The following is a 23,597-nucleotide window of genomic DNA, read 5'->3' on the forward strand; positions in this document are numbered from 1 at the left end:
TATCATTATAGAATATTATGCTGAATAAAATCATACATTTTTCATTACAGAACCGCTTGCTGGTTCTGGTGGCTTCGATATTATTGCTGATAGGAGGAACCTATACGGCATTTCATACCGAAGTGGATGTGTTTCCCGACTTGAATGCACCTACCGTAGTCGTAATGACGGAAGCGGGAGGCATGGCTGCCGAAGAAGTGGAACAGTTGGTTACGTTCCCTATCGAAACGGCAGTGAATGGTGCTACGGGAGTACGTCGTGTACGCTCATCGTCGACAACGGGATTTTCTGTAGTATGGGTAGAGTTCGATTGGGATACGGACATTTACCTGGCACGTCAGATTGTATCTGAAAAACTGGCAACGGTAGGTGAGGATTTACCCGATAATGTGGGCAATCCTACACTCGGTCCACAGTCATCTATTTTAGGTGAGTTGCTGATTGTGGGACTGACTGCCGACAGTACCTCTATGCTCGATTTACGTACACTTGCCGACTGGACTATCCGTCCGCGTTTGCTGTCTACCGGAGGAGTTGCTCAGGTTGCCGTGTTGGGAGGTGACATTAAAGAATACCAGATACTGCTGCATCCCGAGCGTATGAAGCACTACGGTGTGACATTGGGAGAAGTCATGGCAGTAACTCGTGGCATGAATCAGAATACCAACGGAGGAGTAATTTATGAATATGGCAACGAATACATCGTGCGTGGAGTCGTTTCTACGGATAATGTACGCCAGATGGCACGTTCGGTTGTAAAGACAGTCGACGGTGCTCCGGTCACACTGGAAGATATTGCCGACGTACAGGTAGGAGCCCAGCAGCCTAAACTGGGACTTGCTTCGGAAAAAGGTAAACCTGCCGTACTGATAACTGTTACCAAACAGCCGAATACAGGAACTATCGAGCTGACGGAAAAACTGGAAGCTGCTTTGAAAGACTTACAAAAGAATCTTCCGGCAGATGTAAAGGTTTCTACCGATATCTTCCGTCAGTCACGTTTCATCGAAAGCTCTATTGGCAATGTACAGGAATCTCTTTATGAAGGAGCTATCTTTGTGGTTATCGTACTTTTCCTTTTCCTTGCCAACACACGTACTACCATCATTTCGCTGGTTACACTTCCCTTATCGCTGGTGGTAGCTATTCTGGTACTTAACTATATGGGACTCAGTATCAATACCATGAGTCTGGGAGGTATGGCCATTGCCATCGGTTCGCTGGTAGACGATGCCATAGTCGATGTGGAGAACGTATGGAAGCACCTGCGTGAAAACCGTATGCTTCCTGCCGGCGAACGTAAACCCGTATTGGATGTCGTATTCCATGCTTCGCGTGAAGTGCGTATGCCCATCCTTAACTCAACCCTGATTATCGTAGTGAGTTTCGTACCTCTGTTCTTCTTGAGTGGTATGGAAGGCAGAATGCTGGTTCCGCTGGGCATCGCGTTCATCGTTTCATTATTCGCTTCAACAGTTGTAGCGCTGACACTTACTCCTGTACTGTGCAGCTATCTGCTGGGAGGAGATTTCAAGAAAAACGGGTTGCCCAAAGAGGCTTTTGTTGCCGTATGGATGAAAAAGCATTACGAACGCGGACTGCTCTGGGCACTGGAACATAAGCGGACGGTGCTGGGTGGTACTATAGCCTTGTTTATCGTGGCACTGGGAGCGTTCTTTACGTTGGGGCACAGTTTCTTGCCACCATTCAACGAAGGTTCGTTCACCATCAATGTAAGCTCTCTTCCCGGTATCTCACTGGAAGAGTCTGATAAGATTGGTCGTCAGGCAGAGGAACTGCTGCTTACCATTCCCGAAATAAAGACCGTAGCACGCAAGACAGGACGTGCCGAACTCGACGAGCATGCATTGGGTGTAAACGTTTCGGAAATAGAAGCTCCGTTCGAACTGGACGGTCGTTCCCATCAGGAAGTACTCGAAGAGGTTCGTCATAAATTGTCGGTGCTGACTGGGGCAAATATCGAAATCGGTCAGCCTATCAGTCACCGTATTGATGCCATGCTGAGTGGTACGCAGGCAAATATCGCTATCAAGCTTTTCGGTGATGACTTGAACAAGATGTTCTCTTTGGGTAATCAGATAAAAGAGGCTGTAAGCGATGTGGAAGGTATTGCTGACTTGAATGTGGAACAACAGATTGAGCGTCCGGAACTGAAAATTATACCTCGCCGGGAAATGCTTGCCAAGTATGGCATTTCACTGGCACAGTTCAATGAATTTGTTACGGTAAACATGGCCGGAGAAGTTGTTTCTCAGGTATACGAAAAAGGAAAATCCTTCAACCTTGTGGTACGTGCAGCGGAAGATAACCGTGGCTCGATGGAACGTATCAAAGACCTGATGATAGACGATGCTCAGGGACGCAAGATACCGTTGAGCTACGTGGCGCGCGTGGAATCGTCTATGGGACCGAATACCATTAACCGTGAGAACGTAAAGCGTAAGATTGTCATTTCGGCAAATACCAGCGGACGTGACCTGCGCAGTGTAGTAAACGATATCCAGACACGGGTGAACGAAAAGATACAGTTGCCCGAAGGTTATCACATCGAATACGGCGGACAGTTTGAAAGTGAACAGGCCGCCAGTCGTACCTTATTGCTTACTTCCCTGATGAGTATTGTGGTCATCTTCCTGTTGCTATACATGCAGTTCCGCAATGCTTCACAGAGTGGCGTGATTTTGCTGAACCTGCCACTTGCCCTGATAGGCGGTGTATTTGCCTTGCTGTGCACTACAGGTGAAGTCAGTATTCCGGCAATCATCGGATTTATATCATTATTCGGTATTGCTACCCGTAACGGTATGCTGCTTATCAGCCATTACAATGCGTTGCGTGATGAACAAGGAATGGGATTGCGCGAAAGTATCCTTCGAGGTTCTCTCGACCGTCTGAATCCGATTCTGATGACCGCTTTGTCGTCTGCTCTGGCATTGATACCTCTTGCTTTGCGTGGAGGTCTGCCCGGCAACGAAATCCAGAGTCCGATGGCAAAGGTTATCCTGGGAGGTTTGCTTACCTCAACTTTCCTCAATGCTTTTGTCATCCCTATTGTGTACGAACTGATGAACCGCAAGAAGTCAGATGCTAATAAACAGTAATTATGAAACATACCTATATTACATTGGCTGCATGTCTGTTTTTTACGGCAGGCATGCAGGCACAGAGCATCGATGAGGTGCTCCGTCAGATAGAACAGAATAATAAAGAATTGCAGTCACAGCAACATGCTACACGAGCTGCACAATTGGAAGTCCAGACGCAGAATAACCTGGAAGATCCTTCGGTAGAATATAGTCCGTTTTATACCAAAGGTATTACCGGTATGTCGAGTTCGGAACTGGTCGTGACACAGGGATTCGATTTTCCCACCTTGTATGCGGCACGCAGCCGTTCGGGAAAGTTGCAGCGTGAAGCCCTTCACCGTCAGTATGAGGCTACCCGTCGCGATATACTGCTGAATGCAAAGAATCTCTGCTTGGATCTTGTAATGCTGAATAAACAGCAAGGTCTGCTGGAAGAACGGAAAAAGAATGCCGACGAACTGCTTGCCTTGTTCGAAAAACGGCTGGAAGAAGGGGATGCCGGCATACTGGAAGTCAATAAAATCAAGATGGAACGGATGAGTGTGCAGACAGAAGTTTCGCTGAACAATGCGGCTCATCGTACCGCCTTGCAGCAGTTGCTTGCCATGAACGGCAATCTTCCGATGGACTTTACCTCACGCGATTATCCGCAGGTGGAAGCGCTGAAAGACTATAACGCCTTGTACGATGAGGTGATGGCTACCGATGCTACGCTGCTGGCTGCTGATGCCGCTGCGCGTGCTGCCGAGAAGAACATCAGTGTAAGTCGTCAGAGCTGGTTGCCGAAACTGGAAATAGGCTATCGTCGAAACACTTCACTCGATGAAAAGAGCAACGGTTTCCTTATCGGAGGAAGTTTACCGATCTTTTCGAATAGGAAGAAGCACCAGATAGCCCGTGCACAAGCTATCAGTGCCCAGTATCAGTTGGATAATGCCCGCTTGCAGGCAGAGGCTCAGGTCCAGAGCCAGTTCAACGAAATGCAGCAGTTGACTACCGCCATGCAGGCATACGACGTGGAGCTGATGCATCAAACGCTGGACATGCTGAAAGAAGCCGTTACCGCAGGACAACTTTCCATCATCGATTACTATACGGAAGCCGACAACGTATATCGTAACTTGCAGGCTTACATGGAACTGGAGAATCAGTACCAGAAGCTGATGGCAAGCATTTACAAAAATCGGTTGTAAAATGGCTATAATTTGTTCTCTGAAAGTTGCTATTGGTAACAGAAGATATTGTCGGATTAAGAGTTGTTTTGTATCTTTGCAAATATGAAGAAAGAATTAGGTAAATGGCTGATGGATATAGCCAAGTATTTGACGACAGCGGTTTTGTTGTCCTCTGTTTTCAACGACATAAAGGACTCTTGGATAATTTACTTTGTTGTGTCTATTGCCATAGTATTAACACTACTTTCAGGCTTATGGCTTGTAAGAGAAGAAAAAAAGGAAGGAGAATGATATGGGAGCAATTATCATGTCAGTACTTGTGTCGGTTATAGCTATTGTCGGTGTGATTTACTTTAATCATCAAGACAAGAAAGAAGCATTGAAAAATAATAATAAAGGATAGTTTGTAACACACATTGGTTCGAACTACCTGAGTTTATAAAGTTAGAAAAGCTATTGGAGACGTATATTTCCAGTGGCTTTTCTTTTTTTGTGAATGGTTGTATTGATTCTGTTAAAGTAAAGGATCTTCTTAAATAATGATGTAACCATTCTATTTTCCGCCACGACAATTTTATCGGCTGTTTTTCAGCCGATAAAATAAAAATGTCCGCAAGAAAATAGTTTAGTTTTAACATTCCGATTTATAAAAACATGGCAGAAGGACCTTCTTGTCGCAGTCCTTACCATGAAGAATACATTCAAACAAGTGCTTCAGGTAATCCTGAGGGGCTATATCATTAAGCTTGCAGCTTTCTATCAGAGAAAAGATGAATGCCGAGTTTCCTGCTGCATCCTCACTGCCTATGTTCATACAGTTCTTGAGCAGCAGCTTTACAGGTTTCATCCTTTGCTCACAGAGGTTGTTCGATATTTCCGCAGAACCGTCCTTGAGGATATTTTTCAGGGATTTCCACTGGTTTATCGTATAGTTCACAGCCTTTCTCATCAGTTCGTTTGCCATGAGTTTGGTATCCTGCATCATCATGACCACCTTATGATGGATACGTTCAAGAATAGGTCTCGTAAGCTTAAGTCTTTTTTCCTTAATCTGCTCACCGCTGAGTTTCATTGTGCGGAACAAGTCTTCATTTCTGAACATATCACCGATAGGGTCTATTATATCCATCGCAGTTCTGTCTGATGGCAAGGCATCGACCCACAGCCTCCTGCAGTGTGTCCAGCATCCTATATGAAGCACCTTTGAGTCTTCTCCGTCGAACATCCTGTAAACCGTATATCCGTCTGTAGATACAGATCCCATAAAATGTTCAAGGAAGGTCTTTGCTACATCAGAGGCTCTGCTGCCGTTATTGTAATGATAGTAAACCAACTTGACATGCTTTGCAAAAAAAGCCCATAAATACTTTCTCCTGTAAGCCTTGCCTTCCGGTGTTTCAACTCCGACAAGCTCGGTCGTCTCGTCAACCATAAGGTATTTTGCCTGTTGTACAAACTCCTTGAAGACATCTTCCATAAACTCCCTAAGCCTGGAGATTCCGTTATGGATATAGCCGTTCAGCGTGGTATTGCTTATGTGGATGCCTTCTCTTGCAAGCAGTCTTATCTGTCTGTTCTCAGGCATACTGAAGTCATATTTCAGACAAAGCAGACGGGCAAGCAAATCAGGGGAAAAGATTCCTCCAAGGTTTTTCAAGGGATGCTCCATCGTGTTAGTGAAAGTGCCGTCTGCAAGCTTTACCCTTGCCACCTTGTACACATGCTCCACGTTATGAGCACGCACATGTTCTATAAACCTGTATTCCCACACATCAGCCATTCCGTTACGCTTCATAAGCCTTGCACCATCCGGGAGTTGGTAATAGTCTTCTATTTCATGAACAATTACCTTATCCACCTTCAGCCTGGTCTTTGCTGCACGGGGAGCAGTTTCCTTTTTCCTTGAAGGCCTGCAGTTCTGTGCAGGTACGTTACCGGAAGAGGTATTGCTGCCGGTACCGTTACCATCGGTCTTATTATCATCATCACCTTTCTTGCCAGAACCGTCGTACTCGGACTTCTCCATTGCAGACTTGTCGATGTTACGGTTGTTCAGCAGCCTTCTTTGCTCTGAGGTACGGCCGAAACGGTGTTTCCTGCTGCCCTCAAGCTGAAGCCTGAGATTGGATATCTCATTTGCCAGCATCATGTTCACCTCGTCTTTTGCCTCAAGCTGCTTTCTCATAAGTTCCATCTCTTTCCTGTAATGTTCAACCGTACTCGATTGCTTTTCGAGGGATTCTTTGAGGTCATTGATTGTATCAACCAGAGCCTTGGAGTTCTCTTTGTTTGATTCTTCAATAGCCTTAAGCCTCGCAATCAGTTCGTTTACTTGTTTGCGAAGCCCTGCCTTTTCCTCATTCGCCAGACCCAGCTGGCAGCAAAGTAACTCGTATGCCCTTTCATCAATCATGATATAAAGGTACGAAAAATCAGGCAGTTACGCAAACTCTTTATCGTTTATTTTGTATCATTTTGTTGATAATCAATGTATTAATATTAATCTTTCGGACTGACGTACATCTTGTCAACTACTATACTTTCAGTAAGATAGGTCATGTCCGACCATTGTATCCGGTAGCATTTGGAAACTTCATCAAACACAGGTTTCTTGAACTTTCCCATGACAGGACGTTTCTCGTAAAGCACATAAAATCCGCGTTCATAATGAAGTATCTTAACGACCTTCCGGTTCCTGGACATGAACATATATACATTGGATGCATCGCTCGGGTCAAGTGACATCTCTTCCCTTATACTCTCACACAGGCGGAAGATTCCTTTCCGCAAATCCACATTACCGTTAAACAGGTAATAGTTCAGGTTAGCACTCAGTCCAAGCATATCATCCTATCATTTTATTAAGCAACAGGCTCAAGTCAAGAACTGTGGTGTTTCTCAGGAACAGTGTGGCACCTGATGTCAATTGCAGCTTAACCCATCTTATAGGAGATTCACCTTCAGGTTGTTTCACCTCCAACTTTACGGTTGGACTGTTGCAAGGCTTGCCGGTTATCCGGACTTTGGCAACCTTGGGTTGCTCAACCTGAACTGTCTTGCCTAACTTTTCGCTCCATAGCTGATGACGCTGCCAGTTCATGAACTTGTCGTAATTTACTCCATAATCCGCACAGAACTCACGAAGATCCTTGGTCTCACTGCATAACTGATAGAGGTCATATACCTCCTGGTAGTTTACTTTTTCTTTTGCCATAATCATTGTTGTTTAAGGGTTACGGCGCAAAGGTAGGTTTAGGGAACATGCGTGTCAAGGCGGAAAATAGAATGGTTACAATAATGATAGTCATTAATTCCATGATCAGTATGCTGAATAGAGGAAATAAAATAACAAATACAACGTAATATAATCCAATTTTATAGTTTTCCTTTCTTTTCTTTAAATCCATTTGTAAATATTCTTCGTGAATTGCCTGAACATATTTTTTTGTTTTAACCTACATTATTCATAGTGGATTCATTTCAGGTTATCAAAACAGATATGGGGACAATCTGAAGCCTCCAACTAATGTCTATCATCGAATGACCGCTTGATGTAGAGTTATAATCCTGTCCGAAGCCTTGATTTCGGCATGCTCAGGTCTGATTATCACGTCCATTTTTATGGAGCGGATATGACTTATAAGTCCGATTACAGAATCGGACTCAGGTTGATTTCAGATTATTCCACTTGTCAGGCAGAGAGTCTCGTCAAGGCTTGCGACAAAGCTTCAAGGTGTCGATGGTGTGGGGAAAAGCTGAACCTTATAAAAGTCTTTTTTTCGACTATGAAGACGGCACTCAGCATAATCCGCTTCATGAAGCTGTCCATCGTGAAGGCGCCGACCTCTGTATTGGAGAAAGCCTTCGACCTGAGACGGTATGCGGTCACATATGCCGCGCCATATAGAAACAGCCGGAACATATTGGCTCTGAAAGAACTGCACGACATCCTGTCGGCTCGAAAATACTTCAGGTCTTTTATCCATAGCTCCATTGTGCCGCGCTTACAGTAACGTCGATATACTGTCTCGGGCTTGTTGTTACGGTTGCTTGTGACTATGAAGCGGACGTTTACACCCTTGTCGGAGACTTCGATTTTTGCAATCACCCTCTGTCTGTATTTCCATGATTTGGCTTTGTACTCAAAGCTGTAGTAACGGCGTACATCCTCATGGTGAAGTTCGAAATCCCCCTTGGCACGGCGCAATTGCTTGTCGATTTTCTTCATAAGCGCAGGATTGCCCGACAGCCCTGTGATAAATCTCACATAAAGATGTGTCTTGACCCAGTCCATAAACTCATGGCTGCAGAAATGACTGTCCCCGCGGAGTTCTATTATTGTGTGAGGCCATTCCTTATGGATGTATTCAATGACTCTGCGCAGTATACCGAAGATGTTCAGCGACTTGTTGCGTCGTCCCGGTCTCAGTAGAGGAAGTATCAGCTTGCCGTTCATACCGTCGAAAATAACCATCGGCATGTAGCAGTATTCGTCATAGTAATCATTGAACAGCGACAGCTGCTGCGCCCCGTATGTGTTGGCATTTGTATCGTCAACGTCAAGAATAATCTTACGCGGAGCTTTGTCGAAGGATGAGATGTAGTCCTTGACAAACAGTTCTGCTATTTTCCATAAGGTCCTTTTGTCAATATGATTCTCAAGCCGTGTCATCGTCGGTTGTGAGCACAGGCCGGGATCCGATGCCTTGCGGCCCACGCTCATCTTAAGGGCACTGTCGTGGCGCAGGCGGTCGCAGTCGTTGGCATCCTCGTAGCCGCACATTATCTGTCCGACACGCTGGCAGACCATCTCTTCGTAGGAATGCTGTACGAAAAGTTGATTTCGATAATCCGGAATTAGGCGCGCTATCTTTCGCGCTATGCTGTCTTTCATTAGACCGACAAGCACCAGTCCTCCATTGGACGAGATGTCCGGGGCATTGAAATCGACCTGAATTTTCCTGTCAGGAAGCACGTCTTGAAAAGAAAAAAGATTTTTCTCTTGACTGACTCCGTTATTTGTTGTATCTTTGCACATGAGAACGCCGGTATTAAGTTTATTTTTAACACCTTAAAGTTAATGCTTTTCTTGCAAATATACAAGAAGGGCGTTCTCTTTTTTGTGGAGACTATGAATTATTCAGGTTAAGTGTTTTACGAAAAAATACTTAGCCGAAAAACATAATATTGTAACGCAAACAATAAGTGTGGAATTGTTTCTCAATTCATTAAATAATCGTACGGATAAAAAAAGCAATATAATTACTATATATGAGAATACAATCAAAAAACCTACTCCTATGTGGTTATATACTTCATTGTCATTATATTCCATTTTTTGCTTTTCTAAAGAATATATTTTATAGATAACTATTTTCTGTAAGCAGTTTTGTATTGCTTTCATAGGTACTTATTTATAAACAGTTACAGCTGAAAGAGTCAACTTAAAAGATTACAGTTATCAGCTTTACAATACTTCGGTAAATTTTTACCGAAAAATTAAAAGTTAAACAATAAAACCGGCAAAAGTCGGTTCGGAAACACTAAAGAGGTCATTGAAATGTTGTCTAAAACGAATGGTTAAGCATGAAGAAATGTGCTGAAAAAAATGTGCTAACCTGCTGATAATAAAGGTAAAAAAGTATTGCATAATTCGCTGGTTTTTTAGTAAATTAGAAGTCTCTCAACTCTTCTGATTATGACTAAAGAAACACTCCTTATGCAATACCAATCCGAGTGCCTGTCGGCTCTCAAATCAGTAGCGAATATACAAAAACCTTTTGAAAAAACGTTCATGGACACCATGAAATTATTCATGGCCATCCCGGATCGTATAAACTTCCTCCAATTGGGCAGATATGGCTGTTTCTCAGAACAGACTTATCGTAACCTTTTTGAGCATGAAACTTTCGACTGGTTTGCGTTCAACGGCTCTATCATCAGCAAGCATCTCACAGGCAAAAGAAAAGCCATCGCCATCGATCCTTCCTATATTCCCAAATCAGGCAAGAAGACACCTTGGATAGGTTACTTCTGGTCTGGTTGTGCAGGAGAATACAAGCGTGGACTGGAAATCATGGGCATCGGTGTCATTGACATCGACAATCATGAATGCATGACTTTAGGTTCCATTCAGACGCCGGATTGTAAGACCTTGGATAATATGGACAAGAGCCTCGTTGACTGGTACAGCAGCTATCTTATCAGTAGAAAAGACAAGCTACAGAGCCTGTCCAGAACGGTGGTTGCAGACGCATTCTTTTCCAAGGAAACATTCATAACACCTATGTGTGAGAACGATTTCCATGTCATCAGCCGCTTTCGGAATGACGTAATCCTGTACTATCCGACATTGGAGCAGAAAACAGGAAAACGTGGTCATCCCAAGTGGTTTGACGGCAGGATTGACTTTGCCAATCTGGATTTGACCCGGTGCAAGGAATACGAGGTGAACAAAGGAAAGCTATACGGATTGAGGGTATATGCAAAAGCTCTCAAAAGGTATGTTTCCTTAGCCGTCTGGTATCCGATGGACGGGAGGACAGACAAGTGGCAGCTTTACTTCTCTACAGACGATTCCATGGATGGACGTGAGGTGCTGGATTATTACAGAACCAGGTTCCAACTGGAATTTTGCTTTAGAGATGGCAAGCAGCATGCAGGAATCACCAACTGCCAGTCAACCGACTTCAGGAAGTTGGATTTTCACTTCAATGCATCGCTCGCAGCTGTCAACTTGGCCAAAGCGGCATGTAAGAGGCTCGGAATAGCCTATTCCATATCCTCTTGCAAGTCATTCATACACAATGCTTATATGCTTGAACGATTTATTTGCGTGTTCGGGATTAACCCAGACATGCAAGTTATTGACAAACTTTTCAAAGAACTCATTTTATTTACTGCCAGAGCCGCTTAGGCTTGGCGAATTTTTAACGAACTATTAAGCTTTAAGAACGCAATAATTATAATAGGATAAAAGAATATAGGTATTACTTTCCATAATCCACGCTTATAATGTTTTTTTCTTTCTTCTACATTCATTTTTAAATATTCTTCGTGGACTATCTGAACATAACTACTTTTCTTAAGCTTTTTCATAATTAAATGAACCGCTATTTGACACAAAATAACAACTCCTATGCCAGTTGCTAACGGATTTTGCAGAGTACCAAAGATGCGTATAAGAATAAAGATAAAACTTATGACAGTATATACAACAAATGTCTGTAAAGTTACCCAAATTCCATCGTAAACACTGCTTTCATCATATTCTCGTTTGTTTATATCCAGCAAATAAATATTTGCAATTACAATCTCATAATAGAATGATTTTATTTTTTTCATACCCTTTTATGTTTAAATATTATATAAGTAGCTGTATAGATACTTAGGTTAATGGTTTTTTTAAGTTTAGACTTATAGATTAGGTTATCGGCAAACTTATATGCAATATTCGTAAAATTTTTTAATATATGCAAGCTTGTGAGCGTTCGTTTGTGTTACGGAGAAAGTGTAATTGTGGCATGATTGTAATCGGTGGTTATTGTTGAGACAGAGAGAAAGTGTCCGGATAGCTCTGTAATGTTCAAATAATCTGTTCTCTCACTTAGTCTTTCCGGTGGAAGAATAAGGGAGATTTTATTTTTATTTCCTAATTTTGCACTTGCAACTAATTAACGGATAAAGAAATGCCACTTAATTTACCAGACAAACTTCCGGCTATCGATATACTGAAGGAGGAAAATATTTTCGTCATCGACAATTCACGCGCCAGTACGCAGGATATCCGTCCGCTGAAAATTGTTATCCTCAATTTGATGCCGATAAAAATAACTACTGAAACTGACTTGATTCGTCTGTTGTCTAACTCACCGCTACAGATTGAGGTCAGCTTCATGAAACTGAAAAGTCATACTTCGAAGAATACGCCTATCGAACATATGAAGGCGTTTTATCGCGATTTCGAATGTATGCGGAATGAAAAGTTCGACGGAATGATTATTACGGGTGCACCGGTGGAGCATCTCGAATTTGAGGATGTGAACTATTGGGACGAGATTCAGGATATCTTCAACTGGACACGTACACATGTCACTTCTACACTTTATATCTGCTGGGCAGCACAGGCAGGACTGTATCATCACTATGGTATCCCCAAGTATCCGCTCGACAAGAAGATGTTCGGTATCTTCGAGCATCATATCTGCGAGGGTATGAGCAAGCTGCCTATCTTCCGTGGTTTCGATGATGTGTTCTTCGTGCCTCACAGCCGCCATACGGAGGTACGCCGTGCGGATATCGAGAAACATCCTGGGCTGACTATTATTTCCGAGTCGGACGATTCGGGGGTACATATCGTTATGGCTCGTGGCGGACGTGAGTTTTACGTGACCGGACATTCGGAATATTCTCCTTATACCCTCGATACAGAATATCGCCGTGATCTGGGAAAAGGTCTGCCTATCGACATGCCGAAGAATTATTATCGCGATAATGATCTTGAAAAGGGTCCGCTGGTTCGCTGGCGGAGTACGGCAAACCTGCTGTTCTCCAACTGGCTGAACTATTATGTATATCAGGAAACTCCATACGATATTAATCAGATTAAATAATGATCAGACAACGTCCTATAGAACTTTTGGCTCCGGCAAAGAATCTGGAGTGCGGCATCGAGGCTATTAATCACGGTGCCGATGCGGTATATATCGGTGCTCCCCGTTTCGGGGCGCGTGCGGCAGCCGGCAATTCGCTGGAAGACATTGCTGCACTGGTGCAGCATGCGCATGTGTACAATGCTCGCATCTACGTTACAGTAAATACGATCCTGCGTGATGAGGAACTGAAAGATACCGAGGCGATGATCTGGGATTTATATCGTGCCGGTGTAGATGCACTGATTATTCAGGATATGGGAATAACACGGCTCAATCTGCCGCCTATTCCGTTGCATGCCAGTACGCAGATGGACAACCGTACGGTACAGAAGGTGAAGTTTCTGGCTGATGTCGGTTTCCGTCAGGTGGTGCTGGCTCGGGAACTGACGCTCGATGAGATTGCCAAAATTCATGCTGCCTGTCCCGATACGTTGCTCGAGGTTTTTGTGCATGGTGCATTGTGTGTGAGCTACAGCGGACAGTGCTATGTCAGTCAGGCATGCTTCGGCCGCAGTGCCAACCGTGGAGAGTGTGCGCAGTTCTGTCGCTTAGGTTTCGATATGGTAGATGCCGATGGAAAAGTCATTGCGCGAAACAAACACTTGCTGTCGCTTAAGGATATGAACCAGAGTGAGAATCTGGAGGCTTTGCTTGATGCTGGTGCTTCTTCGCTCAAGATAGAAGGACGTCTGAAGGATGTTTCGTATGTAAAGAATGTGACGGCTTATTATCGTCAGAAACTGGATGCCATTCTGAAACGTCGTAAGGAGTACATACGTGCCTCGTCGGGTACAGTGAAGCTTGCTTTCCGTCCGCAGCTGGACAAGAGCTTCAGCCGTGGCTTTACCGACTATTTTGTTCACGGGCGTAATCCGGGAATTTTCTCGTTCGATACGCCGAAGTCACTGGGAGAAGAGGTAGGAACAGTAAAAGAGATTCGTGGCAATTACCTGACGGTAGCGGGAGTGAAGTCGTTCAGCAATGGCGATGGATTATGCTATCTTGACGAGCGGGGTAAGTTGTGCGGATTCCGTGTGAACCGGGTAGACGGCAACAAGCTCTATCCGCAGGAAATGCCTCGTGTGAAACCTAAAACCAGACTTTACCGTAACTTCGATCAGGAGTTTGAGCGGGTGATGCAGAAAAAGTCGGCCGAACGGAAAATTGCCGTTACGCTGAGACTTGAAGAAAATAATTTCGGATTTACCCTGTCGGTTACTGATGAGGATGATAACCGTATCAGCCTGGCTATGCCTAGAGAGAAGGAACTGGCTCGTACTCCTCAGCTGGAGAACCTGAAGAATCAGTTGAGTAAGCTGGGAAATACACCGTTCGAGGCGGAAAGTGTGGAAATCGTTTTATCGGACAACTGGTTTATTCCTTCATCCGAACTGTCAGACTTACGCCGACGCGCAGTAGAAAAACTGCTGGAAGCCCGCCGTATCAATTATCCGCGGGAAGTATGGCGTGTGCCTGAAACTCATCATGCTTTTCCGGCTCAGGAACTGACGTATCTGGGAAATGTCATGAATGGGGCTGCTGCTGCTTTCTATCATGACCATGGGGTACGTCGTATTGCACCGGCATTCGAGAAAGAAGCACCCGAAAAGGCTGTGCTGATGTTCTGCAAGCATTGTCTGCGTTATAGCATGGGCTGGTGTCCGGTACATCATAAGGTGCGTTCTCCTTATCGTGAACCGTATTTCTTGGTGAGCAGCGATGGCAAACGTTTCCGTTTACAGTTCGACTGTAAGCTGTGTCAGATGAAAGTATATGCAGAAGAGTAAGTACATATTGATTCTCCTGTTGCTGGTAGGGCTTGTGGCTTGTTATTATCATCCGGATCTGCCGGCAGACGGGACTTCAGAGAATAAGACAGATTCAGTTCCGGAGGCCTTACACAAGCGTGCCTATGCACTGAGCAGCAATTTTGAAGTTGAGGCTGATACTTTGTGGCTTCATCAGTTGCCGTTTATGGATACTATTCCCGTTGTGAAAGGGAACCAGCTTGTGGTGGCGGAGTTTGATGTACATCCTCAGGATTCAGTCGATTCGGTATGGGTAAAGGTCGCGCGTGACCAGGAAACTATCGGCTGGATTCAGGAACATAAGCTGCTGGAGAATATCGTACCGATCGATCCTATTTCGCAGTTTATTCATTTGTTCAGCAGTTCGCATACCTTGCCTTTCTTTCTGGTGCTGGCCGTATTCTTTCTATGGTTTGTCTATCGGGCAGTACAGAGGAAACAGATTAAGCTGATAGGTCTGAATGATATCGACAGTGTATTTCCTATTATCCTGTCATTTCTACTGGCTGTGGCGGCTACCGTATATAACAGTATTCAGCATTTCGTTCCCGAAACGTGGGAGCATTATTATTATGATCCTACACTGAATCCTTTTGAAGTTCCTTTTATTCTCGGACTGTTCATCGTATGTGTAGGGATGATTTTGCTTTTTGGAGTGGCTATGCTCGATGACCTTTTCCATCAGGTAAAGCTTGAAACGGCTTTCTTCTATTTGCTGGGACTGGCTTCGTATTGTATTTTCTTATATATCTTCTTTACCTGCATCTGGGTATATGCGGCATACATCTGCCTGGCAGTATATGCGGTGTGGTGTATCGAGCGTTTAAAGAAATCGGACAAATATCCGTACGCCTGTGGTGCGTGTGGAGCAAAAATGCGGACAAAAGGGATTTGTCCGCATTGTGGTGCACTGAATGAATAGGAAAAATGATTTTAGTTTGATACGCTTCTGCGTGCCTTGCGGGTACAGTAACGCTTGCATTGTGCACAAATATCATATCCCAGCATAGCTCCCAGAATAAAGTCTTCTTCGGGCGTAAGCAGATTTAAAGGGCGGGTTACCATCAGCCGGATAGCATTGATACATTCTGCCTTACCAAAAAACAGGTTGATACGTTCCTCATCTACCGGTTGAATCACAAACTTAATGCGCTGGCTTTTCAGTCGGTTTACGGCGAATGCTTCGTATTTTCGGTTGGTGGTGTAGAGCACCATCTGGCGTACACCTTTCTTGTATTCGTAGATGTGGTTTAGAAAAACTTTCAGTTCTACGGGATTTATATCAGGAGCTGTCATGGAGATTAGGTTTTAGTGACGTTTGTATTCAAGGCTTTCAGCCCAGTTCAGTCTTTAATTTTTCAGTCCAGGCCGTTACACGTTCGTCGGTCTTGTCGCTTTCGTTGATGTCGTCGATGGCGAGTCCCACGAAATTACTATCAGTTACAGCAATGGAAGAGCTGTATGTATAGTCTGCATCCGGAACGGCACCAATGAAGCGGCAGCCACTGTTTTTCAAGTCTTCGAACAAGATACCCATGCCGTCGCAGAACGTATCGGAGTAAGATTCAGAATCACCGCATCCGAACAGGGCAACCGTCTTGCCGGAGAGGTCCATTCCTTTTAAAACCTTGATGCCGTCGTACCAGTCGTCCTGCAATTCACCGTCGCCCCAGGTAGAAGTTCCCAAAATCAGTGCTTCATAACTTCCTGCTACATCGGCAGTCATTTTGCTTACATTGTATACATCGCTTGAAGGAATGCCAAGCTTCTCTGCTATCGTACGTGCAACAGACTCGGTTGTGCCTGTTGTAGAACCGTAAAATACACCAGTTTTTTTCATTGCTTTATACTTTTAGTTGATTTGACATTGCAAAGTAACGGTGTATGGAGGAGTTTTGAAATACCTAAAAATAATGATTTTGCGCGCATTTCCAAGGAGGAATACAGTGTGAATATAGGCGGAAGGTAATAGCTGGTATGAAAATATAAAAAGCAAGGCTTTCTCATTTTTTTCTATGTTTGAGAAAGCCTTACTAATAAAATATCGGTTAGAAAATAAAAAACTTCTGTTTAATCCTTAGTTTAGAAGCGGCAGCGGATATCCACACCTACCTGAAGCGGACGACCTTTCTGTGCAAAGCCTCTGTTCATGGTTTCGAAGTAAAACGCCTGATAGTCGGTGTTGAGTGCGTTATTTATCCAGAAAGCCAGCTGTCCGTTGCCTTTGTTGAAACTTACACGTCCGTTGAGTGTGCCGTACAGTGCTTGACTGGCATTGTTCTGTTCTGTCCAGTAGATACGTCCGGCAGCCTTGTAGTTGGCATTTACAGTAATGTTGTCGAATATAGCTCCGTTACGCAGACCGAACACATACTGTGCTCCTGCATTAAATGTATGTTTGGGAACGAAAGGCACATAGTTGCCGTTATAGTTTTCTTCATCGCTCACTACGTAATCGGTAAAGGTAGCGTATGTATATCCGTAGCTTCCGTTCAGGCTGAAAGCATCAGTCACCTGTGCACGCAGGGAAGCTTCAGCTCCCAGACTGCGGCTCTTTCCTGCATTGACCGTGATACGTCCCAGTCCGCTTTCGGCAAAACGTGAGATTTGCTGGTCGTGAGTATCCATGTAGAAGAGAGCGACGTCGGCTTGCAGTCTGTCATCAAACCAAGTGGTGTGTGAACCAACTTCATAGTTCCATGAATATTCAGGTTTATAAAGTGTTGCATCCGATACGTTTACATCAGAGGCTGGTACGTCAGGCATCATACCTGCGAACTTTCCGAGTACTTCGTCCTGCTTGATGGCGTTCATCATGTCGCTTCGCATGTTGTTTTGTATCAGGTCGGAAAACATCTGGATGTTGTATCCTCCCGAACGATATCCTTTGCTGACAGTAGCATATACATTGTTCTTACTGTTCCATGCATACTGTATAGTGAATTTGGGGAGCAGTTGAAGGTAGTCGGTCGATTCTTTTCCGATGAACTGTGTCTTGGCATTCAGTTGTCTGACAATCGCCGTTGGAAGGAAAGGAGCCGATACACTGAAATCGAAGTTCATGTCGCATACTGAGTTATAATCCAGTTTCAGCTTTTCGTAGTCCAGGCGAAGTCCTGCTGTAACAGACAGTCCTTCTACCAGCACATCATTGATAGTAGACTGATGATAGATAGCTCCGTTTAATATAGGTGTATCGAATACTCCCGAAACAGGCAAGGGACGTGTGGTAATCTTTGCTGCCAGTGTAGGTGCTCCGGCAGGAAGATGAGAAAGCCCTGCATTGATATTGTCTTCAATCAGACTCTGTATACCAGCTTCCTGGAAAGTAACCGGTCCGTCGGTTTTCAGCCACTGGTAGAATCCGCTCACTCCCGTAGTCCACTGCCAGCGATTGCCCGGTTTCGATTTCAGCACCAGTTCTTCACTGATAGTCTTGGAGTTCTGCTTCTGCATGATGGTATAAATGTCAGCTTCCGTAAAATCCTGATCCAGATTCATCTGGTCATACAGATACTGGAAACCAGTCACACTGCTCAGAATAAAGTTGTCTGCCTGATGTTCCAGATTCAATCCACCGTTCAGCAGGTTACGCTTGTAGCCACATTCACGGTTATAAGATATTTTTCCGATATATTCACCGCGGTCTTCTGTCTTGTCATCGGTACGTCCGGTATATTCGTATGGATATCCTCCCTGATTGGTATATTCATAATTCAGCGTGAAGTCCAGCTTCAGATTTTCCGAAGGCAGATAAATGGCGCGGAAACGTCCTCCGAACTCATCGTCTGTATCAATGCGCTTGTTGTTGAAGTTGTTCTTGAAGAAACCTCCCTTGTGTTCGTAGAAGAATCCCGTAGAAAACGCAAACTGTGAAGAAATACGGTGATAGTGAGTAAGAGAAGCCTTATAGTCATTGTATGTAGCTGCGCTGAGACGGATATCTGTTCCCTGATAAGTGAAAGGTGATTTGGTGAATACACGAATCAGTCCCCCCATCGTATTTCGTCCGTACAGTGTTCCCTGCGGACCACGCATTACGTCTATTCGTTCGATGTCAGAGTAGTTGAAGTCGAATGCCGACTTGTCGATGAATGGGATATTGTCGACATACAGACCTACGGCTGGGGTATTGATGCGCGAACCGATACCGCGTACATATACCGAAGTTGTCAACTTCGAGCCGTAATCAGGGATGAACAGATTGGGTACAAGTCCCGACAACGCTTTGACCGAGGTCACCGAGTTGTTACGCATTTCATTTTGCGAAAGCGATGTTGACGAAATGGCCTGCTGGCGCAGACGGTTATTTTCCTTCGGAGTAGCGATGACAACTACTTCCTCGATGTCTATCACTTTAGTTGTATCTTTGACCAATGCATTGTCTGTATCAGTCGGGGCAGCAAAAACGGTTGTTGTCACGGCTGCTGCCAGCGAAGCGAGAATTGTACGTTTCATATCTGTCTAGTGGTTTTTTGTAATTCGGTTGCAAAGTAACGTCAATTCTCTTTATCCGGCAATCCTAATTTATGAGGATTATGTGGAGGAAATTATCTGTTCTTTTTTCAAAAAATACCTGTTTCTTTATTTGTATTCGCTGGGGGTTACGCCAAAGTATTTCTTGAAGCTTACCGAAAAATGAGATACGGTTCCGAATCCGGTGATGTCTGCTACTTCGGAAACGTTGTACTTTCCGCTTTTTAGCAGTTCTGCCGCTTTGTTGAGCTTATACTTAAGGAAGAAGTGTATAGGTGTTTCTCCCGTCAACCCTTTTAGTTTATAATTGAATTTGGAACGGCTCATACATAATTTTTCTGCTATGAGGTTGAAGTTTAGGTTATCCTGTGACATCATCGTATCCATTAGTTGGTAGAGATTATTCATGAAGGTCATATCTTGTGCAGATAGGGCGCTTGTCACTGTTTGTGAATGCTTCGATGATGACAACAGCAAGGAACGTATGTTATCTCTGTTCTGCAAGAGCGATTTAACCAGCGCTTTCAGATATTCGGGATTAAATGGTTTTGTAACATATCCACTGGCCCCTATATTCAGCCCTTCTACTTGTTCTCCTATTTGCGATTTTGCTGTAATCAGAATGACCGGGATGTGACAATAAAGCTGACTTGCCTTCAATTTTTTGCAAAACTCGTATCCTGACATGTCGTTCATGACAACATCCGACAAAATGATATCAGGTTCTAAATTATCTAAGGCGGCTATAGCAGATTCGGCATCGTATTTATTGGTCACATTATATTCTTTTTCGAACAGCATTCTGAGGTACACCGATGCTTGTATGTCATCGTCAACAATCAGCATGTGAGGCTTTGACGGATCCGTTACTACAGTTGCGTTCATTGGTATATATGATTGGGTTTCCGAATAAATATCATCGAAATTGTTTTTCTCGACAGATATCCTGGCGTCTTTCTCATAAGCTTTTTCGTCAGCAGGAAGTAGTACATGGAATATAGCTCCTGTACATTGCGTGTCGTTCTCTACGTTTTGGGCTTTCACATTTCCATGGTGCAGTTCGACCAGTCGCTTTACATAGTACAGTCCGATGCCAGTGCCCCAGTTGGCATATTTTAATCCGGATTTGTTGTCAGCCTGATAATATCTTTTGAAAATGTCGTTAAGCTGTTCTTCGGGAATGCCTTTTCCGCTGTCCTGCACATAAATATGGATATATTTCTGATATTCGGGCAGATTTTCGATGATGGAAATGGCCTGTTTATAGTCGATGCAGTCCAGTCCTATCTTGATACAGCCATTTTGTGGAGTATGCTTGAAGGCGTTTGTAAACAGATTGCTGAGTATTTTGGATAGTTTGTCTTTGTCGAGCCATACAAATAAAGACGTTTGCATTCCGGCATATTCCACCTTAATATTTTTTTGAACGGTGCTTGCACTGAAGATTTTTACAAGGTCGCCTATCTCATTGGCGATGTCGTGTTTGCTTACTTGCATTTTCAGGGCGTCGCTTTCCAGTTTGTTGAAGTCCAGCATCTGGTCTATCAGCTTCAGCATCTGGTTGATGCTGCGTAAAACGATATGAAGTAACTGGTGACTCTCCGTTGATAGTTTCTTGTCATTCTGCAACATGATGATTGGTCCGGAAATCATGGTCAGCGGGTTTCTGAATTCATGGGATATATTGGCAAAGAAGTTCATATTCATTTCATTGGTGAGGTGTTCCCGCTCTTTGTCACGTTGGAGCATCTGCATGACCAGACGGTCTGATTTGATGTGTAGATATAGACGGTTGATATACATAATGGCTCCGATGATTATGATGATGTATAAAAATATGGCAGGGGTCGAGAGCCATGGAGCTTTGTCGACGGAAATCCGGATTTGCTGTTCTGAGAAGATATTTTCTTTTCCGGGTAGGGCTAGCTTTACTTTGAATGTATAGCTGCCGGCCGGCAGATTAGAATAAATAGCTTGGTTGTTTTCATTGCTTTCAATCCATTCCGAATCGAATCCCTCCATTTTGTAATAGCAGGAATATTGTGGGGCAACAGAGTAGCATACAGCTCCGAAACTGATGGTTATGTCATTGTCCTTATAGTTTAACCGTACTGACTCAGCTGGAGTGTTCAGAAAGTCGATACCCTTGCTTTGGTTACCTTTGTTGATCAGAATTTTTTCCAGATGAACAGTAGGCAGTGCACTCTTTTCCATTGCCGATGCTGTAAAGACCGTACATCCTTTGGTATGCCCGAAGATATAAATAGAGTCTTGCATGATGGCGGCGCTGTTTTTGTTGAATATGACTCTATATTTATCTTGTGAGTTGATGGTGGTAGGATAGAAGGTCACTCTGTTGTCCTGCTGTGTATATTCTGCTATTCCTCGATGCGTACCGATCCATAATCCCTGGCTTCCATTTTCTACTATGCTGCTGATATAGGTATCTGGCACAGCGTCTATGTGCGTTAATGTTTGGGAGTCCATGCGCATTACATACAGTCCCTTGTTGGTTCCTATCCAGATATTGCTTTGCTTGTCCTCCAGCATACAGATAGGGGTGATTCCTTTTATGTCATTCGGTATTCTTGTTCGGATAGGCTTTATGTTACCGTCGGGAAAGGTACATGTAGCCAGTTGTAAATTGTTGGTGCAGACAAGTATCATTTCCGGCTCTAAGTAAAGAATGGCGCTCTCTCGCTCATAAAATGGAAAGTTGAGTGCGACAGATTCCGTTTGGCTGCCGTCTGGAGAAAATTTTAACATCCGGTTGTCGTTCGTGATTGCGTATATATTTCCTTCATTGTCTGTACAGGTACTACCGAGGAATGTGTTTGTTATTCCAAAACGGAATACCTTTTTCAGATAGAGTGCCTCATTTTTATAGCTGTAGCACATCAGGCGGGAGTTTGAAGCTAGCCATATGTGGTTTTTGACACAATATATGTCGTTTATTTTGTGTTGGAATCTTCGTGTGAAGATCCCTTCTATATCTTCCTCCCCTTTGAACTGTAGAAATTTTTTTGTTGAAATATCGTAAGAGAAAACATTGTTGTTGTCTTGAAGCCCCCATATCATATTGCCTTCGGCCGACAAAGCACGGATGGAAGTATTGTTCAGTTTTTCTGTCAATGGCTGATGATGCAGGGCGGCATCGTTCGATAGCCGTTTCAGATTGGTATACCCCCCGTTGGGGAATCCGAACCAGAGATTGTTCTGGCTGTCTGCGTACCATGCCGAGATGAGTGAGGAAAAGTGTTTGAAAATGACAGTAGTCATTTTTTTCTCATTCAGAAATTCGTTGGTAGATTCATTGTACGAGTAGATGTTCTTTTTGGCTATGAGCCATATCTTATGATTGTACGCAATGATATTCCGGGGTACGATATCAGCTTGGTTGAAATATGCCGAATCTTGTATGACCGTTGTTTTTAGAGTGGCAAGGTCGAGCTTTAATAGTCCGTTTCCTCCGGCACTCCAAATGCAATTATTGTCCATGACAGCGTTCACCACATTTTTTGCGGCAGGATTTGAGCAGGAGAATATTTTATTGAGACTGTCGGTATAGCAGTAGATAGAATCGGTCGTTACCTGCCAGAAGCGGTTTTCATTATCAATAAAAAAGATACTTCGGGTTCTGCTGGATGATGAATAGGTGAAGATTCCTTCGCACTTGTTCTTTTGTTCATTATACGATAAGACTCCTGTTTCTGTCACGAAAAATATTTCTTTCTCGCTGTTCTCCAGGATTTGGTTGATTTTTCTGTATTCCTGTGGGATGGCAACTGTTTTAAACCGGTCCGCGCCTGCGTATTGGCAAACACCGCTATTTGTTCCTATCCATATTCTTTTGCGCTGGTCTTTGAAAAGAAAATTTATATAGTTGTCCATCAGGCTAGAAGAATCGCCCGGCATATACATATATTGACGGTAATTTTTTCCGTCGAACAAATTCAGTCCGTTCGATGTGCCAATCCACATATATCCGTTTTCATCCATGACGAAAGCAGTTACATCTTCGGAAGAAAGAGTCGGGAAAAGGTTGGTCGCTGATAATCTGACCAATCGATTGTTATGGGAAGTACATGACGCGCATACTCCCAATAGAATGATATAAATGTAAGTTTGTACAAGCTTTTTCATAGGTATTATTTTATATTACAAAGATAGAACTTAAAAAAATGAAAAAAAATATCAGTTCGTATGCGGAAATTTATTTTGTGTTTATTGCGTTGATAATTAGTGCTTTATGTATTTTGTTTTGTCAGATAACATAAAAAATTGCAAGAAAAAGAAAATCAAATTTTATAAAATGTAAATCATTTGTAAGCCTGAAAAAGCCGGTTGTGCGGCAAACTCCCATTTTTGCCGATGAAA

At 43.7% G+C, this 23,597-nt stretch carries 16 protein-coding genes; 7 read left to right on the forward strand and 9 right to left on the reverse strand.

Translation table 11 applies throughout. From position 1 onward, the window contains the following. The first annotated feature begins 17 nt into the window (after nucleotides 1-17). The 3 genes from ACDG22_RS06750 to ACDG22_RS06760 all read left to right on the forward strand — a co-directional run bounded on the left by ACDG22_RS06750 (nucleotide 18) and on the right by ACDG22_RS06760 (nucleotide 4,573). Nucleotides 18-3,122 (forward strand): efflux RND transporter permease subunit, encoded by a 3,105-nt coding sequence (locus tag ACDG22_RS06750; protein WP_178270081.1) that lies wholly within the window; start codon nucleotides 18-20, stop codon nucleotides 3,120-3,122. A gap of 2 nt (nucleotides 3,123-3,124) precedes the next feature. Continuing rightward, nucleotides 3,125-4,300: a TolC family protein gene (locus ACDG22_RS06755; RefSeq protein WP_007570167.1), complete on the forward strand. Its 1,176-nt coding sequence runs from the start codon at nucleotides 3,125-3,127 to the stop codon at nucleotides 4,298-4,300. A gap of 84 nt (nucleotides 4,301-4,384) precedes the next feature. After that, complete coding sequence (locus ACDG22_RS06760; RefSeq protein ID WP_007570169.1) at nucleotides 4,385-4,573, forward strand: DUF6722 family protein; 189 nt, start codon at nucleotides 4,385-4,387, stop codon at nucleotides 4,571-4,573. Nucleotides 4,574-4,913: 340 nt separating this feature from the next. Here the strand turns inward: ACDG22_RS06760 and tnpC are convergent, their stop codons facing one another. The 4 genes from tnpC to ACDG22_RS06780 form a co-directional block, all read right to left on the reverse strand. Next, nucleotides 4,914-6,695, reverse strand: a complete 1,782-nt coding sequence (gene tnpC, locus ACDG22_RS06765; protein WP_227994627.1) for an IS66 family transposase — start codon at nucleotides 6,693-6,695, stop codon at nucleotides 4,914-4,916. Nucleotides 6,696-6,781: 86 nt separating this feature from the next. Continuing rightward, entirely contained in the window at nucleotides 6,782-7,126 is a 345-nt protein-coding gene (gene tnpB / locus ACDG22_RS06770) for an IS66 family insertion sequence element accessory protein TnpB (protein WP_370858786.1), read from the reverse strand. 1 nt (nucleotide 7,127) lies between these two features. Then, complete coding sequence (locus ACDG22_RS06775) at nucleotides 7,128-7,496, reverse strand: hypothetical protein (RefSeq protein ID WP_227994625.1); 369 nt, start codon at nucleotides 7,494-7,496, stop codon at nucleotides 7,128-7,130. A gap of 477 nt (nucleotides 7,497-7,973) precedes the next feature. Continuing rightward, nucleotides 7,974-9,320 carry an IS1380-like element IS616 family transposase gene (locus tag ACDG22_RS06780; RefSeq protein ID WP_004295325.1) on the reverse strand — a complete coding sequence of 449 codons (1,347 nt, stop codon included), beginning with the start codon at nucleotides 9,318-9,320 and terminating at the stop codon, nucleotides 7,974-7,976. A gap of 660 nt (nucleotides 9,321-9,980) precedes the next feature. On the opposite strand from ACDG22_RS06780, the gene ACDG22_RS06785 reads away from it, so the two are divergent. Continuing rightward, nucleotides 9,981-11,198 carry a transposase gene (locus tag ACDG22_RS06785; protein ID WP_007571179.1) on the forward strand — a complete coding sequence of 406 codons (1,218 nt, stop codon included), beginning with the start codon at nucleotides 9,981-9,983 and terminating at the stop codon, nucleotides 11,196-11,198. Here ACDG22_RS06785 and ACDG22_RS06790 read toward each other — a convergent pair. Beyond that, complete coding sequence (locus tag ACDG22_RS06790; RefSeq protein WP_178269937.1) at nucleotides 11,195-11,626, reverse strand: hypothetical protein; 432 nt, start codon at nucleotides 11,624-11,626, stop codon at nucleotides 11,195-11,197. The two genes, ACDG22_RS06785 and ACDG22_RS06790, sit on opposite strands and share 4 nt — an antisense overlap. Nucleotides 11,627-11,970: 344 nt before the next feature. On the opposite strand from ACDG22_RS06790, the gene metA reads away from it, so the two are divergent. From metA to ACDG22_RS06805, 3 genes are read left to right on the forward strand one after another with little or no spacing between them, the layout of a single operon-like run. After that, a complete protein-coding gene (gene metA / locus ACDG22_RS06795; RefSeq protein WP_007570177.1) occupies nucleotides 11,971-12,894 on the forward strand; it encodes a homoserine O-acetyltransferase MetA in 924 nt (307 codons plus the stop codon). Further along, entirely contained in the window at nucleotides 12,894-14,723 is a 1,830-nt protein-coding gene (locus tag ACDG22_RS06800) for a peptidase U32 family protein (RefSeq protein ID WP_022125574.1), read from the forward strand. The genes metA and ACDG22_RS06800 overlap by 1 nt, the downstream gene beginning before the upstream one ends. After that, the gene (locus ACDG22_RS06805) at nucleotides 14,710-15,666 is read left to right on the forward strand and encodes a hypothetical protein (RefSeq protein WP_007570182.1); all 957 of its coding nucleotides are present in this window, start codon (nucleotides 14,710-14,712) and stop codon (nucleotides 15,664-15,666) included. The genes ACDG22_RS06800 and ACDG22_RS06805 overlap by 14 nt, the downstream gene beginning before the upstream one ends. A gap of 11 nt (nucleotides 15,667-15,677) precedes the next feature. Here the strand turns inward: ACDG22_RS06805 and ACDG22_RS06810 are convergent, their stop codons facing one another. From ACDG22_RS06810 to ACDG22_RS06825, 4 genes are all read right to left on the reverse strand, one after another. Continuing rightward, nucleotides 15,678-16,040, reverse strand: coding sequence for a DUF2023 family protein (locus ACDG22_RS06810; RefSeq protein ID WP_007570183.1), 363 nt, complete (start codon nucleotides 16,038-16,040; stop codon nucleotides 15,678-15,680). Nucleotides 16,041-16,077: 37 nt separating this feature from the next. Further along, the gene (fldA, locus tag ACDG22_RS06815; RefSeq protein WP_178269935.1) at nucleotides 16,078-16,584 is read right to left on the reverse strand and encodes a flavodoxin FldA; all 507 of its coding nucleotides are present in this window, start codon (nucleotides 16,582-16,584) and stop codon (nucleotides 16,078-16,080) included. A gap of 242 nt (nucleotides 16,585-16,826) precedes the next feature. Continuing rightward, a complete protein-coding gene (locus tag ACDG22_RS06820) occupies nucleotides 16,827-19,202 on the reverse strand; it encodes a TonB-dependent receptor (protein WP_204461885.1) in 2,376 nt (791 codons plus the stop codon). 126 nt (nucleotides 19,203-19,328) lie between these two features. Next, nucleotides 19,329-23,363 (reverse strand): response regulator, encoded by a 4,035-nt coding sequence (locus ACDG22_RS06825; RefSeq protein WP_178269933.1) that lies wholly within the window; start codon nucleotides 23,361-23,363, stop codon nucleotides 19,329-19,331. Nucleotides 23,364-23,597 lie beyond the last annotated feature (234 nt).

Source organism: Phocaeicola coprocola (assembly GCF_041333015.1).
Classification (GTDB): domain Bacteria; phylum Bacteroidota; class Bacteroidia; order Bacteroidales; family Bacteroidaceae; genus Phocaeicola; species Phocaeicola coprocola.

What these genes read in the sequence shown, in the direction of transcription:
- ACDG22_RS06750 (WP_178270081.1), top strand. Translation starts at nt 18, where the DNA reads ATGCTGAATAAAATCATACATTTTTCATTACAGAACCGCTTGCTGGTT.
- ACDG22_RS06755 (WP_007570167.1), top strand. Translation starts at nt 3,125, where the DNA reads ATGAAACATACCTATATTACATTGGCTGCATGTCTGTTTTTTACGGCA.
- ACDG22_RS06760 (WP_007570169.1), top strand. Translation starts at nt 4,385, where the DNA reads ATGAAGAAAGAATTAGGTAAATGGCTGATGGATATAGCCAAGTATTTG.
- tnpC (WP_227994627.1), bottom strand. Translation starts at nt 6,695, where the DNA reads ATGATTGATGAAAGGGCATACGAGTTACTTTGCTGCCAGCTGGGTCTG.
- tnpB (WP_370858786.1), bottom strand. Translation starts at nt 7,126, where the DNA reads ATGCTTGGACTGAGTGCTAACCTGAACTATTACCTGTTTAACGGTAAT.
- ACDG22_RS06775 (WP_227994625.1), bottom strand. Translation starts at nt 7,496, where the DNA reads ATGGCAAAAGAAAAAGTAAACTACCAGGAGGTATATGACCTCTATCAG.
- ACDG22_RS06780 (WP_004295325.1), bottom strand. Translation starts at nt 9,320, where the DNA reads ATGTGCAAAGATACAACAAATAACGGAGTCAGTCAAGAGAAAAATCTT.
- ACDG22_RS06785 (WP_007571179.1), top strand. Translation starts at nt 9,981, where the DNA reads ATGACTAAAGAAACACTCCTTATGCAATACCAATCCGAGTGCCTGTCG.
- ACDG22_RS06790 (WP_178269937.1), bottom strand. Translation starts at nt 11,626, where the DNA reads ATGAAAAAAATAAAATCATTCTATTATGAGATTGTAATTGCAAATATT.
- metA (WP_007570177.1), top strand. Translation starts at nt 11,971, where the DNA reads ATGCCACTTAATTTACCAGACAAACTTCCGGCTATCGATATACTGAAG.
- ACDG22_RS06800 (WP_022125574.1), top strand. Translation starts at nt 12,894, where the DNA reads ATGATCAGACAACGTCCTATAGAACTTTTGGCTCCGGCAAAGAATCTG.
- ACDG22_RS06805 (WP_007570182.1), top strand. Translation starts at nt 14,710, where the DNA reads ATGCAGAAGAGTAAGTACATATTGATTCTCCTGTTGCTGGTAGGGCTT.
- ACDG22_RS06810 (WP_007570183.1), bottom strand. Translation starts at nt 16,040, where the DNA reads ATGACAGCTCCTGATATAAATCCCGTAGAACTGAAAGTTTTTCTAAAC.
- fldA (WP_178269935.1), bottom strand. Translation starts at nt 16,584, where the DNA reads ATGAAAAAAACTGGTGTATTTTACGGTTCTACAACAGGCACAACCGAG.
- ACDG22_RS06820 (WP_204461885.1), bottom strand. Translation starts at nt 19,202, where the DNA reads ATGAAACGTACAATTCTCGCTTCGCTGGCAGCAGCCGTGACAACAACC.
- ACDG22_RS06825 (WP_178269933.1), bottom strand. Translation starts at nt 23,363, where the DNA reads ATGAAAAAGCTTGTACAAACTTACATTTATATCATTCTATTGGGAGTA.